The sequence below is a fragment of the Pseudomonas sp. Leaf48 genome, assembly GCF_001421885.1.
Taxonomy (GTDB): domain Bacteria; phylum Pseudomonadota; class Gammaproteobacteria; order Pseudomonadales; family Pseudomonadaceae; genus Aquipseudomonas.
The window spans coordinates 39,891-54,851 of the sequence record NZ_LMLH01000014.1; the positions used below are offsets into that span (position 1 = coordinate 39,891).

Sequence of the window (14,961 nt, forward strand, 5' to 3'; positions counted from 1 at the left end):
CCCTCGCCACAAAAGCCCCCTCACCACAGGCAAGCCCCCCTGCCACAAAAGTCCGCGCTTGCCACAAGTGTTGTGTTCACTGTTGTGTTTTTTGAATAAAAAAGAAATGGAGTTGTACCGATGAAAATGTTTGGCAGGACTCTGCTGACACTGTCCTTATTGGGCGCGATTACCACCGGCGCCCAGGCCAATGACAAGGTTCTGCGCGTCTACAACTGGTCGGACTACATCGCCCCGGACACCGTCAAAAAGTTCGAGGACGAGACGGGCATCCAGGTGACCTACGATGTCTTCGACAGCAACGAAACCCTCGAGGCTCGCCTGCTGGCGGGCAAATCCGGCTACGACATCGTCGTGCCGTCCAACAGCTTCCTGGCCAAGCAGATCAAGGCCGGTGTCTATCAGGAACTGGACAAGTCGAAGCTGTCGAACTGGAAAAACCTCAACCCGGTCCTGCTGAAAAACGCATCGGCCAGCGACCCGGACAATGCCCACGCGATCCCGTACATGTGGGGTTCGATCGGCATCGGTTTCAATCCGCAGAAGGTCAAGGAAGTGCTCGGCGCCGACGCCCCGACCAACTCCTGGGACCTGTTGTTCAAGCCGCAGAACGCCGAGAAGCTCAAAGCCTGCGGCATCAGCTTCCTCGATTCGCCGACCGAAATGATCCCGACAGCCCTGCACTACCTGGGCTACCCGGTGAACGACCAGGACAAACAGCACATCGCCGAAGCCGAGGCGCTGTTCATGAAGATTCGTCCGAACGTGGCGTACTTCCATTCCTCGAAATACATCTCGGACCTTGCCAACGGCAACATCTGCGTGGCCGTCGGTTACTCCGGCGACGTGCTGCAGGCCAAGGCTCGCGCCCAGGAAGCCGGGGACAAGGTGAAGATCGACTACAGCATCCCCAAAGAAGGTGCCGCCAGCTTCTACGACATGCTCGCCATCCCGCGCGATGCCGCCAACGTCGACAACGCCTACCTGTTCATGAACTTCCTGATGCGCCCCGACGTGATTGCCGACATCACCAACAATATCGGCTACAGCAACGCCAACGCGGCGGCGACCCCTCTGGTTGACGAAGCGATCCGCAACGATCCGGGCTCTTACCCGCCGCAGGCGGTGATGGCCACGCTCTATGCCGTGCCGGACCAGCCGATAGCCATCCAGCGCATCATGACCCGGGGTTGGACCAAGGTGAAGCTGGGCAAGTAATTCGCACAATAATTGCGCGGTACCTGACGCCCCGATCGCGAGCAGGCTCGCTCCACAGTTTGATCTTCAGTGATCACAAAAAATCATGGCAGGCAAACAATCCCTGTGGGGGCTGGCCTGCCGGCGATGGCGGTGTGTCAGTCACCCTTGATGCTGGATGTGCCGGCCTAATCGCCAGCAGGCTAGCTCCCACAGTTTGATCTTCAGTGAACTCAAAAAATCATGGCAGGCAAACAATCCCTGTGGGAGCTGGCCTGCCGGCGATGGCGGTGTTTCAGTCACCCATGATGCTGGATGTGCCGGCCTGCTCGCGAAGAGGCCATCACATACAACAGATACTCGCCCTACCGTTTTCCGTTCCCGCAGCGCCTTACCACCGCTGCCTCTCCTGCAGAAGAACGGCCTCACCTGGCTCCCTCGGTCAAGGTGAAGTTTGGCGCCCTCGGGCGCCTTTTTTATGGCTATCAGGTACAACCAAGCGGCCATTCGGCCAGCGCCCGGTAGCGACCCTTGTGGGATTCGAACAGGGTGAAGCGGTCAGCGCGCAGGAAGAACTCCGGCGGCTCCGAGGATTCCGGCAGCGGCGCGCGAAAGTCACGCATCAGGGTCAGATGCGGCCGATACTCACGCGGTGTTTCTTCCAGTGCAAACGGCAACATCGCCTGTTCCAGGTCATACACCAGCCGCAGCAATGAAGGTGGCGCCTGCCCCGCCGCCAGCACCAATGCCCCTGCCTTGCGCCAGACATCCAGCCGATCAAGCAACACCGTCAGCGACTCCCCCGGCGTGCGAACCTTTGCCGCGGCAGCGCAGATGTCGGCGATCTGCGCCACGCCGACCGAACCCAGAAATTTCAGGGTCAGGTGAAAGTTCTCCACCGGCACCGGTCGTCCATCGCGCAGATGCAACTCGCCGCGCCATTGAGCGATTGCCCGGCGTTGGCCTGGTGCGCAGTTCAACGCAAAAAACAGGCGTTTAAACGGCTCACGGGATTCCTCGGTCATACCGGTCACCTCCTGGAAAGACACTTGAGTGTACAAAATACATCCGCATCGACAAGCGCATTTCTGGCGCCACCGGGCATGGGCGTTATAGTTCAAAGGTGCCGATAAACTGGAGGGGGCAATGCGACAGATCATCAGCAAAGAGCCATGGTGGGCCACGCCGCCCGAGCCCGGCCAGGACGAACTCAAGCTGGACTGGGGCTGGCTGGTGCATTACAGCGAAGGTGAACCACGCTTCGAATTCATCCGCGAGCGACCGACGGACGACGAAATCCAACAGCGCAAGAGTTGCAGGATCACCCCGGCGCCGGAGTGATCCCAATCAGCCTCAGGCCTGGAGCAGAATGTTGAAACCACCGTACACCATTCGCTGGCCATCGAACGGCATTGGATTGACGTCCGCCTGCATGCGCGGGTCTTCCATCATTTTGTTCATCCCGGCGTCACGGGTGGCCTTGTCCGGCCAGATCAGCCAGCCAAAGGCCACGGTTTCGTCCGCCTTGAGTTTCACCGCCAGGGGAAACGACGTCACCTTGCCATCAGGCACATCGTCACCCCAGCATTCGACGACGCTGAGTGCGCCGTTTTCCTTGAATATCTCGGCGGCAATTGTGGCGTGTTTGAGGTATTGCTCGCGATTGGCGGTAGGTACGGCTGCGATAAAACCATCAACGTAGGACATGAGTGTTCTCCTTGGGTCATGGGGTGTTCTGCTGGTTAGTCGATACGGGTGGACTCCAATCGACAGTAGCTGCGTTCAACCCGACCGGCGGTTCGCTACGATCCGCCAGGTTGCCTTCGATCTGCGCCGCCAAATACAACGTGCCGGCCATAACCCCACTGGTCGGGTTTTTCACCAGCTTCATCCAGGCCTTGTCGAACGTGTTGCCCAGGCTGCTGCGGATCAGCGCCTCGCTGTCCGGCCGGTCGTTGGCCCGGATAATCGCGCGAATGGCCGCGACCCCTACCGTGATCAAGCCTCCGGCCAGTTTGCCGGCCGCCGCCGCCACAGCGCTGGCTGCCCCGCGCGGGGCCATTTCGGCCTCTATGCGCTGGCTGGCGCGCTTGGCCACGGGGGCCATGGCGGTGTCGGTGGAATCGACCCCTCTATCGCCACCGGCCTTATGGACCTTGTCGACCAGCGCCGCATAGGCCGGCAACGTGCTCAACGGTTCGGTGCGCACCACCTGATACAACGACGCATCCCGCGCCGGGGGCGGCCCGAGGGCGATAGCGGGGACTTTCTGCAGGCGACCATTTAGCTGGGCCATCGGCACGCCGTGGCGCCGGGAGATTTTTCCCATTTCCTCTTTGAGAATGTCGACATAGAACTCCATCGACTTATTGAGAATCGCGTCGGGGTCGATCTCCAGCGCCGCGGGTGCCAGCACCTTCTCCTGATACGCCTCCAGCAGGTACGCCGCCAGTCGCTTGGCCGACGCATCCTGTTCGCCCTGGGAGCTGATGGAGTACCAACTGACCTTCATCGACAGCCATTCCTGGGTCCAGTAACTGCTGAACCAGGGAATGAAGTTCTCTTCGGTGAGCTCATAGACCCGAGTGCGCCAGTAGTCCATGGAGCCACGCGCATAGATGGTTGTCTGCTCGGTGGCCAATTGCGACGCCGCGACAATTTCCCGGTCCACCTGCTGCCAGGTACTGGGCGAAACCACAACCGGCGGCGGTGCCAGCACCTGCGCACGTTCAGGCGTGGCGCAGCCCGCCAATACCACCAACACGGCGACGATCAGCGAACGCAGGTTCAAGATCGTGGTTTCCTGCAGTCTTCACCGCACGGTATGTTCGGTGATCAGAATCTTCTGTTTCAGTATAGGCGCCGGCTTACCGGGCAACGAGCCAGCCGGGACTCCACCCGCGCCCTGGTTTCATCAGCGGCGCGCATTGAGCCCGGGGTGTGCTCCCGTCTGGGCAGCGGTCCGCCGATTGGCTTATAACGTCCTCTGGCTATTGCCGATACCTTTGGCAATATCGACCCCCCAGTCCAGCGCGGCCTCCATGTCCAGCATGTGGGGCTTGGGGTCGTGGTTCTCTTCGATGACCTTGCCGCCCGGCCCGTAGACCCCGATAAACATCCCCAATGACCCGTCGCGCAGGATCTCGGCCTTGACCTCGATCTTGCATCCGTTGGACAACGTCTCCCTGTGGACCAGATGGCGTTCAGTCATCGCTGCATTCCTCCCGTTGCTGGATTCAAAAGCCTATCCGCCATGCTAGCTCAGCCCCCCGAAACGCGCCGATGCGCTGGACCGGAGGGCTTTTCTTGCACAAACGCAATGCCACCTATACTCAGAACCACTTCCCCCATGGGGCCTGCATTTCCAACAATAAAAAGCAGAGGTGGAACATGGTCTGGCAGCAAGTCTACGATCCATTCGGCAACCCGGTGCTTTCAACCCTCATGGCGGCTGTGCCGGTGGTGGTGATGCTGGCAGCCCTGGCTTTCTTTCACATCAAGGCGCACCTGGCGGCGTTGCTTGCCCTGGCGTCAGCCCTGCTGATCGCGATCTTCGCTTTCGGCATGCCGGCGGACATGGCCGGCTCTGCGGCCCTGTACGGTGCGGCCAATGGCTTGCTGCCCATCGGCTGGATTGTCTTGAACATCATTTTCCTGCACCGCCTGACCACCGAAAACGGTTCGTTCAAGGTGCTGCAGGATTCCCTGGCACGCATCACCGACGATCGTCGATTGCAGCTGCTGCTGATCGCCTTCTGTTTTGGCGCCTTTTTCGAAGGCGCGGCGGGGTTCGGCACCCCGGTGGCGGTGACCGGAGCCATTCTGATCGGACTGGGCTTTTCACCGCTGGCCGCGTCGGGCCTGGCATTGATCGCCAATACCGCGCCTGTTGCATTCGGTGCGCTGGGCACGCCGATCATTACCCTGGCCAAGGTCACCGGGCTCGATGAAATGGAGCTGTCGATGATGGTGGGTCGACAACTGCCGTTCTTCTCGGTGCTGGTGCCGTTCTGGTTGATCTGGGCCTTCGCCGGCTGGCGCAAGATGCTGGAAATCTGGCCGGCCATCCTGGTCGCCGGGGTCAGCTTCGCCATCCCGCAGTTCCTCGTATCCAACTATCACGGGCCGATGCTGGTGGACGTGATTGCTGCGCTGATTTCCATGGCCTGCCTGACCGGTTTCCTTAAAGTCTGGAAGCCCGCCACGGTGCACACCTCAGCGGCGCTTAGCGGGCGAGTCGACAACTCGAAAATCGACGACGAACACGATGAGAAACCCGTAGCCAGTGCAACCTTCGCCAGCGATGCCAAACCGGCGGTGATGCGCGCGTGGATGCCGTGGATCATCCTCACCGTCTTCGTATTCATCTGGGGCACCCAGGGCTTCAAGAATAAATTCGATACTCGCCCGGCGATCGATCCGCAGACCAGCGCCGCCAGGCTTGACCCTCAGGGCAAACCCATGCGTGAAGCCAATCCGGTCTTCGCCCCGGTGCTGACCTTCACCACCATTCACCAGCAAATCGAAAAAGTCCCGCCCGTGGTGCCAGCAGCGAAAACTGAAGAAGCGATCTACAAATTCACCTGGTTTACCTCCACCGGCAGCGGCATCCTGCTGGCGGCGATCGTCGGTGGGTTGCTGATGGGCTACTCCATCCCGCAACTGATTCACCAATACTTGCGAACCCTGTGGGTGGTGCGTTTTTCCTTGATCACCATTGTGGCGATGCTTGCCCTGGGCTTTCTCACCCGTTACTCGGGCCTGGACGCCACCATGGGCCTGGCCTTCGCCGCGACGGGGGTCTTCTATCCCATGTTCGGCACCCTGCTCGGCTGGCTCGGCGTGGCCCTGACCGGTTCGGACACGGCCTCCAATGTGCTGTTCGGCGGTTTGCAACGGGTGACGGCTGAACAACTGGGCATCAGCCCTGTCCTGATGGCCGCCGCCAACAGCTCCGGCGGGGTCATGGGCAAGATGGTCGATGCCCAGTCCATCGTGGTCGCCTCCACGGCCACCCGCTGGTACGGCCATGAAGGGGAAATCCTGCGCTACGTGTTCTTCCACTCCATTGTGCTGGCGATCCTGGTCGGTGGCCTGGTGACGTTGCAGGCCTACGTCGCACCGTTCAGCCACATGGTGGTAGGCGGGCATTGAGCCTGATTGCGCCACTTTCCACGCCCGGGCCGAATCGCCCGGGCGTGGCATTTTCAGAACGCAATTATTGAATGTTCCCACGCTCGGGCTGACAAATTAGCCATGGACAGCGAAGCATCCCGGACCAATGATTAACCTCAGTGACATCCTGTGAGTGTCGTGACCAGATGAACATTCTCTACGATGAACGCGTTGACGGCGCACTACCCGACGTCGACAAAAATGAGCTGTTGCAGGCCCTGCGAACCCGCTTGCCGGACCTGGAAATCCTGCACCAGCAGGAAGAGCTCAAGCCGTACGAATGTGACGGACTGTCCGCTTACCGCACCACGCCCTTGCTGGTGGTGCTGCCCCGGCACCTCGATGAGGTACAGGGCATATTGCGCGTCTGCCATGAGCTGCAGGTGCCCGTGGTCGCCCGGGGTGCCGGTACCGGCTTGTCCGGCGGCGCATTGCCATTGGACAAAGGCGTGCTGCTGGTGATGGCGCGCTTCAATAACATCCTGCACATCGACTCCGCCGCCCGCACTGCGCGGGTCCAGCCGGGGGTGCGCAACCTGGCGATTTCCCAGGCCGCCGCGCCGTTCGGCCTGTATTACGCACCGGACCCTTCCTCACAGATCGCCTGTTCCATCGGCGGCAACGTGGCGGAAAATGCCGGCGGCGTGCATTGCCTGAAATACGGCCTGACCGTGCACAACGTGCTGAAGGTCGACATCCTCACCGTCGAGGGCGAGTACCTGAGCCTGGGCTCCAACGCCCTGGATTCCCCCGGTTTCGATCTGCTGGCGCTGTTCACCGGATCCGAAGGCCTGCTCGGGGTGATTACCGAGGTCACGGTCAAGTTGCTGCCCAAACCCCAGACCGCCAAAGTGCTGCTGGCGGCATTCGACTCCGTGGAAAAAGCTGGCCGTGCGGTCGGCGACATCATTGCCGCGGGTATCATTCCCGGCGGCCTGGAAATGATGGACAACCTGGCCATTCGCGCCGCCGAAGACTTCATCCACGCCGGTTATCCGGTCGACGCCCAGGCCATTCTGCTGTGCGAACTCGACGGCGTTGAAGCTGACGTCCACGACGACTGCGATCGGGTGCGCCAGGTGCTGCAACAGGCTGGGGCCATCGAGGTGCGCCAGGCCAGGGATGAGGCCGAGCGGGTGCGGTTCTGGGCCGGGCGCAAGAATGCCTTCCCGGCAGTGGGCCGCCTTTCTCCGGATTACTACTGCATGGACGGCACCATTCCCCGTCGCGAACTGCCCGGCGTGCTGCAGGCCATTGCCCAACTGTCGGAGCAATACGGCCTGCGGGTGGCCAACGTGTTCCATGCCGGGGACGGCAACATGCACCCGCTGATTCTGTTCGACGCCAATCAACCGGGTGAGCTTGATCGCGCCGAAGCCCTGGGCGGCAAGATACTGGAACTGTGCGTGAAGGTCGGCGGCAGCATCACCGGCGAACATGGGGTGGGCCGGGAAAAGATCAATCAGATGTGCGCCCAGTTCAACAGCGATGAGTTGACGGTATTCCATTCGGTCAAGGCCGCTTTCGATCCCGGCGGCTTGCTCAACCCCGGCAAGAACATCCCGACTTTGCACCGCTGCGCCGAATTTGGCGCCATGCACGTGCATGCCGGGCAACTGCCCTTCCCTGAGCTGGAGCGTTTCTGATGCGCGGCGCGGACGATGTCGACGACAGCCTCGTGCTGCTGGAGCAGGTCAATCAGGCGCTGGAAAACGCCACGCCGCTGCGCATTCAGGGCTCCAACAGCAAGGCCTTTCTCGGACGCACCACGGCCGGCGAGATACTCGACACCCGCTCGCACCGTGGCATCGTCAGTTATGACCCGACCGAGTTGGTGATCACCGCCCGCTGCGGCACACCGCTGACGGAACTGGCCGAAGTGCTGGATGCCGCGCAACAGATGCTGCCCTGCGAACCGCCGTCCTTTGGCGACAATGCCACGGTCGGCGGCATGATTGCCTGCGGGCTGTCAGGGCCACGCAGGCCCTGGTCAGGTTCGGTCAGGGACTTCGTCCTCGGCACCCGGGTTATCAGTGGTCAGGGCAAATTATTGCGCCTGGGCGGCGAGGTCATGAAAAACGTCGCCGGCTATGACCTGTCACGCCTGATGGCGGGCAGTTACGGCTGCCTCGGGGTCATCACCGAAGTCTCGCTGAAAGTCCTGCCAAAACCTCGACAGTGCCTGAGCATCAGCCTGGAGATGAACAGTGAGCGTGCCTTGCTGCAGCTGGCGCAATGGGGCCAGCAGCCGCTGCCGATCAGCGCCGCCTGCCACGACGGAGAGCGCCTGCACTTGCGCCTGGAAGGCGGTGAAGGTTCGGTAAAGGCGGCCCATGAACGCCTCGGGGGCCAATGGCTGGAGGATTCGTACTGGGGCGATCTCAACGAGCATCGCTTGAATTTCTTCGATGAAGACCAGCCCCTCTGGCGCCTGTCACTGCCGCACAACACCCCGCGTCTGTCACTGCCGGGCCGCCAGTTGGTTGACTGGGGTGGCGCCCAGCGCTGGTTGAAATCCGATGCCGAAGCGGCGTTCATTCGCCAGGTGGTCGACGAGGTCGGCGGCCATGTCACCTGCTTCAGCCATGGCCTGTGCGACACCCCGTTTCAGCCGCTACCCCCAACCCTGCTGCGCTATCACCGCAACCTGAAACAGCAACTCGACCCCCGGGGCATTTTCAACCCCGGGCGCCTGTACGCGGAGCTTTGAACCATGCAGACGACCTTGAGTGAACGCGCCAGCCACCTGCCCCGTGCCGCCGAGGCTGAAAGCATCCTGCGCTCCTGCGTGCACTGCGGGTTCTGCAATGCCACTTGCCCGACCTATCAACTGCTGGGTGATGAGCTGGACGGGCCACGGGGGCGAATCTATCTGATCAAGCAGGTGCTCGAAGGCAACGAAGTCACCCATAAGACCCAACAGCACCTGGACCGCTGCCTGTCGTGCCGCAATTGCGAAACCACCTGCCCGTCGGGCGTCGATTACCACAACCTGCTGGATATAGGCCGGGCCGTGGTCGATGCCGCCGTGCCGCGTCCGCTCGGGCAACGCCTGTTGCGTGAGGGATTGCGCCGCACCGTGCCCCATCCGCAGCTGTTCAAGGGGCTGGTCAGCAGTGGCCAGGTGTTCCGGGCATTGCTGCCCGATGCCCTGCAAAGCAAACTGCCGCGTCATACCTATGCAGCCAAGCCACGCCCGGTGACCCACCGTGAACGACAGGTGTTGATGCTCGAGGGTTGCGTGCAACCGGGGCTGTCGCCCAATACCAACGCGGCTGCCGCACGGGTGCTGGATCGCCTTGGGATCGGCGTGACCGCCACTGGCGAAGCCGGTTGCTGCGGCGCCGTGGATTATCACCTCGACGCCCAGGCCACAGGCCTGGATCGTGCTCGCCGCAACATCGACGCCTGGTGGCCGGCCCTTGAAAAAGGTGCCGAGGCGATCGTGCAGACCGCCAGCGGTTGTGGTGCCTTCATCAAGGATTACGGTCATCTGCTGCGTAGCGATCCGGTGTATGCCGACAAGGCCAAAAAAGTCAGTGCACTGACCAAGGACCTGGTGGAAGTGCTGCGCGACGAGCCGCTGGAGCAACTCGGCATCCACGCCAGCCAGCGCCTGGCGTTTCATTGTCCCTGCACCTTGCAGCATGGGCAGAAAGTCGGTGGCGTGGTAGAGGCTTTGCTAAGCCAGTTGGGCTTCAACCTTACGGCCGTTCCCGACGGTCATCTGTGCTGCGGTTCGGCCGGCACCTATTCGCTGACCCAGCCCGAGCTGTCCCGGCAGCTGCGCGACAACAAGCTCAACGCCCTGGAAAGCGGACATCCCGAGGTCATTGTCACGGCCAATATCGGCTGTCAGTCGCACCTTGACGGTGCCGGCCGCACTCCTGTGCGGCACTGGATCGAGCTGGTCGAAGCGGCCATGGCGCAAACCAACCCCGGAGAATCCTGATGAACAGCAAAGCGGTGCTCTGCCAGAGCGAAGTCAGGCGGATCCTCGCCGCGGCCCGTGCCGAGGCGCAAAACAATCAATGGCCTGTGACCATTGTGGTGGTCGACGATGGCGGTCACCCACTGGCCCTCGAACGCCTCGACGGCGCCGCGCCCAGCAGCGCCTATATCGCCACTGAAAAGGCCCGCACTGCGGCTCTCGGGCGGCGTGAATCCAAGGGTTATGAAGATATGATCAACGGGGGGCGCTACGCTTTTCTGTCAGCGCCGTTGCTGACTTCGCTGGAAGGTGGCGTGCCGGTTGTCTTCGACGGCCAGGTGATCGGCGCGGTCGGAGTTTCCGGGGTCAAGGCTGAACAGGATGCGCAGGTGGCCAAGGCGGGAGCCCAGTGCTTGAATTGAATAGCCCGCAAATTTGAGCATTCACCACACATCCCTGTGGGAGTCCTGTGGCTATTTTTTTTCGGAACACCGCATCGCCCCGTTGGGCTGCGAAGCAGCCCCGACATCTGCGATGCGCTAAAGCTCTTGTGAGTGCTACGCACTCAAACGGGGGCGAGCCCCCTCGCCACAAGGGCTGCTCCAACAGGAGTTGTATTGCTCAGTGGACCCGCTGACAAGCTATCAACCAGCCGAATAAGGAACCGCAAAGATGACCCGTCTCACTGCGAAAGACTTTGCCCCGCAACTGCTGGAACTCTATGACTACTACGCCCACGGCAAGATAAACCGACGCGAGTTTCTCGATCGCGCGGCGTTGTTCACCCTGGGTGGATTGACCGCCAGCGCGCTGCTGGCGGCATTGAGCCCCAACTATGCGCTGGCCGAACAGGTCGAGTTCACCGATCCAGACATCATTGCCGAATACATCACCTACCCCTCGCCCAAGGGCCACGGCCAGGTTCGCGGTTATCTGGTGCGTCCGGCCAAGACCACCGGAAAAGTGCCGGCGGTGGTGGTCGTGCATGAAAACCGAGGGCTCAACCCGTACATCGAAGATGTCGCCCGGCGGGTGGCCAAGGCCGGGTTAATCGCCCTTGCCCCGGACGGCCTGACGTCGGTCGGCGGTTATCCCGGCAACGATGACAAGGGCCGCGAGCTGCAAGCCAAGGTCGATCCGGAAAAGCTCATGAATGACTTTTTCGCCGCCGTCGAGTGGCTGATGAAACACCCGGCCGGCAACAGCAAAGTCGGCATCACCGGCTTCTGCTACGGCGGTGGTGTGGCCAACGCGGCAGCCGTGGCCTACCCGGAACTGGGCGCCGCCGTGTCGTTTTATGGCCGCCAGCCGACGACAGAGGAAGTCGCCCGGATCAAGGCGCCGGTGATGCTGCACTTTGGCGAACTGGATACGCGCATCAACGAAGGTTGGCCGGCGTATGAACAGGCGCTGAAGGCTGGCGGCAAGACTTATGAGGCCTACATCTACCCTGGATGCAACCACGGCTTTCACAATGATTCGACACCCCGGTATGACGAGGCGGCAGCGAAACTGGCGTGGGAGCGGACGTTGGGGTGGTTCAGAAAGTATCTGGCTTGAACGGATGTCAGGTCGTGTGCAGACCTGCAGGAGCCGGCTTGCTGGCGATGGCGCCCTTGAGTACGCCATCGCCAGCAAGCCGGCTCCTACGGATGTGGGCAATGGTTACTTCGGCTGCGCGACTGTACGCAGATAGGGCTTGAGGGTCTTGAAGCCATCGGGATATTTCTTTTTCGCATCTTCATCCGACACCGAAGTGGGGATGATCACATCTTCACCCGGCCGCCAGTTCACTGGCGTAGCCACGGTGTGCTTGGCGTTCAGTTGCAGCGAATCGAGCAAACGCAGCACTTCATCGAAGTTGCGCCCGGCGCTCATCGGATAGATCAGCATGGCCTTGATCTTCTTGTCCGGGCCGACGATGAACACCGAACGCACCGTGGCGTTGTCCACCGCCGTGCGCGAGCCACCACTGGCGTTGGGGTGGATCATGTCGTAGAGCTTGGCCACCACCAGGTTTTCGTCGCCGATCAGCGGATAGTTGACCGCACTGCCCTGGGTTTCCTCGATATCACCGACCCATTTGTTGTGGTCGCTGACCGGGTCGATACTGAGCCCGAGTACTTTGGTGTTGCGCTGGTCGAATTGCGGCTTGAGCTTGGCCAGGTAGCCCAGCTCCGTGGTGCACACCGGGGTGAAGTCTTTCGGATGGGAGAACAGGATGACCCACTTGTCGCCGATCCATTCATGAAAGCGAATCGTGCCTTCAGTGGTCTCAGCGGTGAAATCCGGCGCTTCGTCGCCAATGCGGATTGCCATGTTCGATCTCCTTGCAGTGATGGACAGGGAAGCCGCCAGCGCTACCGACGGCATGGACGCGAAACAGTATAGGAGAGGATGCCGGACTCGCCGGCCTGCCTCGGCTACCCCACCAGCGCGATCAATTGCTGGCGCTGGGCATCGGTGAGCATCGGGCCAAAACCGGCCCCGGCGTTTTCTGCCATGTAGCGCGGCTTGCCGGTGCCAGGGATAACGCAGGTCACCGCCGAATGCGACAGCAGGAATTTCAGCGCCAGCTGCGGCCAACTCTTGATCCCGACTTGTGCGGCCCAGCCCGGTAGTGGTTTGTCTTTGAGCCGGCCGAGCAAGCCACCGCCACCGAACGGTCGATTGCAGATCACCGCCACCCCTTTCTCGCGGCACAGCGGCAACAGGCGTTTCTCCACAGCGCGATCATCCAGGGCGTAGTTGATCTGCAAAAAATCCACCGGCTCGGCCTTGAGTACCGCCTCCACCTCTTCGTAGGCCGAAGCGGTGTAATGGGTGATGCCGATGTAGCGAATGCGCCCCTCTTCCTTCCATTGGCGCAGGGTCGGCAGGTGGGTTTGCCAGTCCAGCAGGTTGTGGACCTGCATCAAGTCGATGCGATCGGTCTGCAACAGGGCAAAGGACTGTTCCATCTGCGCAATGCCTTCTTCGCGGCCCCGGGTCCACACCTTGGTGGCCAGGAAAGCTGGCGAACGCGGCTCATGGATCGACAGCAGTTCGCCAGTAGTCTGTTCGGCACGACCGTACATCGGCGAGCTGTCGATCACCTTCCCGCCTTTCTCGAACAACGCGCTGAGGACTGCCGGCAGGTCCTTGTAAGCAGGGTCCGATGGCGCTACATCGAAGCCGCGATAGGTGCCCACACCCACCACGGGCAAGGGCTCGTTGCTGGAAGGAATGACTCGGGTCAGCATGGTCTTGCCTCCTGTTCCCGTCGACGGCGCGGTTTGCGCGCCGGCCGGACCGAACGTGAAGACCGCCGAAACACCGGCAGCCAGCGTGAGAACTTCTCTACGGGTGTACCCCTCAGGATGGCTCATAAATCGTTCCTCACCAGTCGATCGGGTTGCGCTTGTTGCGCCTGTCGTCGTGCCAGCCAGAAACACAGCCAGCCCCAGGCCCCGGCAAACGGCAGGACAAACAGCGACACCAGGGCGAAGCCTGCGCCCATTGCCGCCAATCCTGCCGACAACCAACCGCTGGCGGCATCACCGCCGCGATACACCAGGGTTTCGATCACATTCTTGGCTTTGTACTTTTCCTCGCGGCTGACCACCGTCCACAACACCTCGCGCGCCGGGCGCACAATGGCGAACTCCACCGCCCGGCGCAGGCCTTGGGCCAGGGCCACCGTTGTTGGCACGGGCGCCAGGGCCATGGCGGCAAACGCTGCCATCGCCGCCACTGGCAACGCCGCCAGCGCCCCGCCAACGCCAATCAAACGGATCAGCGGTGCCGTCAGCAGCAGCTGACAGATCAAGGTCAGGGCCGATACCAGCAAATCGACGACGGCGAAGAATTGCGTGCGGCTGCCCACATCAGCGTAGCTGCCGGCGACGATTCGTCCCTGCTCGAAATACAACAGGGTCGCGGCGCTGGTGTGCAGGAGCATGAACGCCACCAGCCCCAGCAGATAAGGCGAGCGCAGGATCAAAGTGACGCCGGCGAGGATGCTGCCGCCCATACGCCGCTCGTCCAGCACCAGGCTGCCGGATTGCGAGCGGGTTCGCGACAACAGCGCCCGATAGCAGCGCACCGCGATTTCCAACAGCGCCGCCGCCGCGACGGTCAGCGCCACCGGGCCGAGACGGCCGACCATGCTCGCGGCCAGCAACGGCCCGATAAACGTGCCGAGGGTGCCGCCTGCGGCAATGAAACCGAACAGGCGTCGACCCTGTTCGCTGGAAAAACGGTCGACCAGCACGCTCCAGAAAATCGACACGATGAACAGGTTGTAGATGCTGATCCACACGAAAAACACCCGCCCCACGGCCACCGGGGCGATGTGGTTGGCGATCAACAGGCCAAACAGCAACATCGACAAGGCGATGAACCGGTAAATCAACGGTACGAAGCGCGTTGCCGGCAGACGCGACGCCAGCGTCCCGAACACCGGTACCATCAGCAACATGACAACAAAGGTGGCGGTGAACAACCACTGCAATTGCCCGGCTCCGCCTTCGAGCCCGAGGGCATCGCGCAAGGGCCGCACCAGGTAATAACTGGCGAGCACGCAGAAATGGAAGGCGAAACCCAGCATCAGGGCCGCTCTTTCGGATGGCAGGACGTTTAGCCATTTTTCCACGCCGGGCATCGGTGCCCTCCTCTTG

15 protein-coding genes are annotated in these 14,961 nt (G+C 61.7%); 8 read left to right on the forward strand and 7 right to left on the reverse strand.

Going from position 1 to position 14,961, the window contains the following annotated elements; genetic code table 11:
* Positions 1-120: 120 nt before the first annotated feature.
* Positions 121-1,218 carry a polyamine ABC transporter substrate-binding protein gene (locus tag ASE98_RS12710; protein WP_060541711.1) on the forward strand — a complete coding sequence of 366 codons (1,098 nt, stop codon included), beginning with the start codon at positions 121-123 and terminating at the stop codon, positions 1,216-1,218.
* A gap of 464 nt (positions 1,219-1,682) precedes the next feature.
* On the opposite strand, the gene thpR is transcribed toward ASE98_RS12710, so the two are convergent.
* A complete protein-coding gene (gene thpR / locus ASE98_RS12715) occupies positions 1,683-2,222 on the reverse strand; it encodes an RNA 2',3'-cyclic phosphodiesterase (protein ID WP_060541712.1) in 540 nt (179 codons plus the stop codon).
* A gap of 121 nt (positions 2,223-2,343) precedes the next feature.
* Here thpR and ASE98_RS12720 point away from each other — a divergent pair, with 121 nt between their 5' ends.
* Positions 2,344-2,538 carry a hypothetical protein gene (locus ASE98_RS12720; RefSeq protein ID WP_060541713.1) on the forward strand — a complete coding sequence of 65 codons (195 nt, stop codon included), beginning with the start codon at positions 2,344-2,346 and terminating at the stop codon, positions 2,536-2,538.
* 12 nt (positions 2,539-2,550) lie between these two features.
* On the opposite strand, the gene ASE98_RS12725 is transcribed toward ASE98_RS12720, so the two are convergent.
* The 3 genes from ASE98_RS12725 to ASE98_RS12735 all read right to left on the reverse strand — a co-directional run bounded on the left by ASE98_RS12725 (position 2,551) and on the right by ASE98_RS12735 (position 4,408).
* Positions 2,551-2,904, reverse strand: coding sequence for a DUF1428 domain-containing protein (locus ASE98_RS12725; RefSeq protein ID WP_060541714.1), 354 nt, complete (start codon positions 2,902-2,904; stop codon positions 2,551-2,553).
* A gap of 16 nt (positions 2,905-2,920) precedes the next feature.
* Positions 2,921-3,988 carry a hypothetical protein gene (locus ASE98_RS12730; protein ID WP_060541715.1) on the reverse strand — a complete coding sequence of 356 codons (1,068 nt, stop codon included), beginning with the start codon at positions 3,986-3,988 and terminating at the stop codon, positions 2,921-2,923.
* Positions 3,989-4,171: 183 nt separating this feature from the next.
* Positions 4,172-4,408, reverse strand: a complete 237-nt coding sequence (locus tag ASE98_RS12735; protein ID WP_060541716.1) for a hypothetical protein — start codon at positions 4,406-4,408, stop codon at positions 4,172-4,174.
* A gap of 179 nt (positions 4,409-4,587) precedes the next feature.
* On the opposite strand from ASE98_RS12735, the gene ASE98_RS12740 reads away from it, so the two are divergent.
* The 6 genes from ASE98_RS12740 to yghX all read left to right on the forward strand — a co-directional run bounded on the left by ASE98_RS12740 (position 4,588) and on the right by yghX (position 11,863).
* The gene (locus ASE98_RS12740) at positions 4,588-6,351 is read left to right on the forward strand and encodes an L-lactate permease (protein ID WP_060541717.1); all 1,764 of its coding nucleotides are present in this window, start codon (positions 4,588-4,590) and stop codon (positions 6,349-6,351) included.
* Between the two features lie 167 nt (positions 6,352-6,518).
* Positions 6,519-8,018 carry a glycolate oxidase subunit GlcD gene (glcD, locus tag ASE98_RS12745; RefSeq protein ID WP_060541718.1) on the forward strand — a complete coding sequence of 500 codons (1,500 nt, stop codon included), beginning with the start codon at positions 6,519-6,521 and terminating at the stop codon, positions 8,016-8,018.
* The gene (gene glcE, locus ASE98_RS12750; RefSeq protein ID WP_060541719.1) at positions 8,018-9,082 is read left to right on the forward strand and encodes a glycolate oxidase subunit GlcE; all 1,065 of its coding nucleotides are present in this window, start codon (positions 8,018-8,020) and stop codon (positions 9,080-9,082) included. Before glcD ends, glcE begins: the two co-directional genes overlap by 1 nt.
* 3 nt (positions 9,083-9,085) lie before the next feature.
* The gene (gene glcF, locus ASE98_RS12755; protein ID WP_060541720.1) at positions 9,086-10,324 is read left to right on the forward strand and encodes a glycolate oxidase subunit GlcF; all 1,239 of its coding nucleotides are present in this window, start codon (positions 9,086-9,088) and stop codon (positions 10,322-10,324) included.
* Positions 10,324-10,725, forward strand: a complete 402-nt coding sequence (locus tag ASE98_RS12760) for a heme-binding protein (RefSeq protein ID WP_060541721.1) — start codon at positions 10,324-10,326, stop codon at positions 10,723-10,725. Before glcF ends, ASE98_RS12760 begins: the two co-directional genes overlap by 1 nt.
* A 250-nt stretch (positions 10,726-10,975) precedes the next feature.
* The gene (gene yghX, locus ASE98_RS12765; protein WP_060541722.1) at positions 10,976-11,863 is read left to right on the forward strand and encodes a YghX family hydrolase; all 888 of its coding nucleotides are present in this window, start codon (positions 10,976-10,978) and stop codon (positions 11,861-11,863) included.
* A 105-nt stretch (positions 11,864-11,968) separates the two neighbouring features.
* On the opposite strand, the gene ASE98_RS12770 is transcribed toward yghX, so the two are convergent.
* The 3 genes from ASE98_RS12770 to ASE98_RS12780 form a co-directional block, all read right to left on the reverse strand.
* Positions 11,969-12,622 carry a peroxiredoxin gene (locus ASE98_RS12770; protein WP_060541723.1) on the reverse strand — a complete coding sequence of 218 codons (654 nt, stop codon included), beginning with the start codon at positions 12,620-12,622 and terminating at the stop codon, positions 11,969-11,971.
* A 104-nt stretch (positions 12,623-12,726) separates the two neighbouring features.
* On the reverse strand, positions 12,727-13,671 hold the full coding sequence (locus ASE98_RS12775) for an aldo/keto reductase (RefSeq protein ID WP_177336969.1): 945 nt from the start codon (positions 13,669-13,671) through the stop codon (positions 12,727-12,729).
* Positions 13,668-14,945, reverse strand: coding sequence for an NTP/NDP exchange transporter (locus ASE98_RS12780; RefSeq protein ID WP_060541725.1), 1,278 nt, complete (start codon positions 14,943-14,945; stop codon positions 13,668-13,670). The genes ASE98_RS12775 and ASE98_RS12780 overlap by 4 nt, the downstream gene beginning before the upstream one ends.
* Positions 14,946-14,961: the final 16 nt, after the last annotated feature.

Bases quoted from the DNA above. Each gene is read 5' to 3' on its own strand.
- ASE98_RS12710 (WP_060541711.1), top strand. From the start codon at position 121: ATGAAAATGTTTGGCAGGACTCTGCTGACACTGTCCTTATTGGGCGCG.
- thpR (WP_060541712.1), bottom strand. From the start codon at position 2,222: ATGACCGAGGAATCCCGTGAGCCGTTTAAACGCCTGTTTTTTGCGTTG.
- ASE98_RS12720 (WP_060541713.1), top strand. From the start codon at position 2,344: ATGCGACAGATCATCAGCAAAGAGCCATGGTGGGCCACGCCGCCCGAG.
- ASE98_RS12725 (WP_060541714.1), bottom strand. From the start codon at position 2,904: ATGTCCTACGTTGATGGTTTTATCGCAGCCGTACCTACCGCCAATCGC.
- ASE98_RS12735 (WP_060541716.1), bottom strand. From the start codon at position 4,408: ATGACTGAACGCCATCTGGTCCACAGGGAGACGTTGTCCAACGGATGC.
- ASE98_RS12740 (WP_060541717.1), top strand. From the start codon at position 4,588: ATGGTCTGGCAGCAAGTCTACGATCCATTCGGCAACCCGGTGCTTTCA.
- glcD (WP_060541718.1), top strand. From the start codon at position 6,519: ATGAACATTCTCTACGATGAACGCGTTGACGGCGCACTACCCGACGTC.
- glcE (WP_060541719.1), top strand. From the start codon at position 8,018: ATGCGCGGCGCGGACGATGTCGACGACAGCCTCGTGCTGCTGGAGCAG.
- glcF (WP_060541720.1), top strand. From the start codon at position 9,086: ATGCAGACGACCTTGAGTGAACGCGCCAGCCACCTGCCCCGTGCCGCC.
- ASE98_RS12760 (WP_060541721.1), top strand. From the start codon at position 10,324: ATGAACAGCAAAGCGGTGCTCTGCCAGAGCGAAGTCAGGCGGATCCTC.
- yghX (WP_060541722.1), top strand. From the start codon at position 10,976: ATGACCCGTCTCACTGCGAAAGACTTTGCCCCGCAACTGCTGGAACTC.
- ASE98_RS12770 (WP_060541723.1), bottom strand. From the start codon at position 12,622: ATGGCAATCCGCATTGGCGACGAAGCGCCGGATTTCACCGCTGAGACC.
- ASE98_RS12775 (WP_177336969.1), bottom strand. From the start codon at position 13,671: ATGAGCCATCCTGAGGGGTACACCCGTAGAGAAGTTCTCACGCTGGCT.
- ASE98_RS12780 (WP_060541725.1), bottom strand. From the start codon at position 14,945: ATGCCCGGCGTGGAAAAATGGCTAAACGTCCTGCCATCCGAAAGAGCG.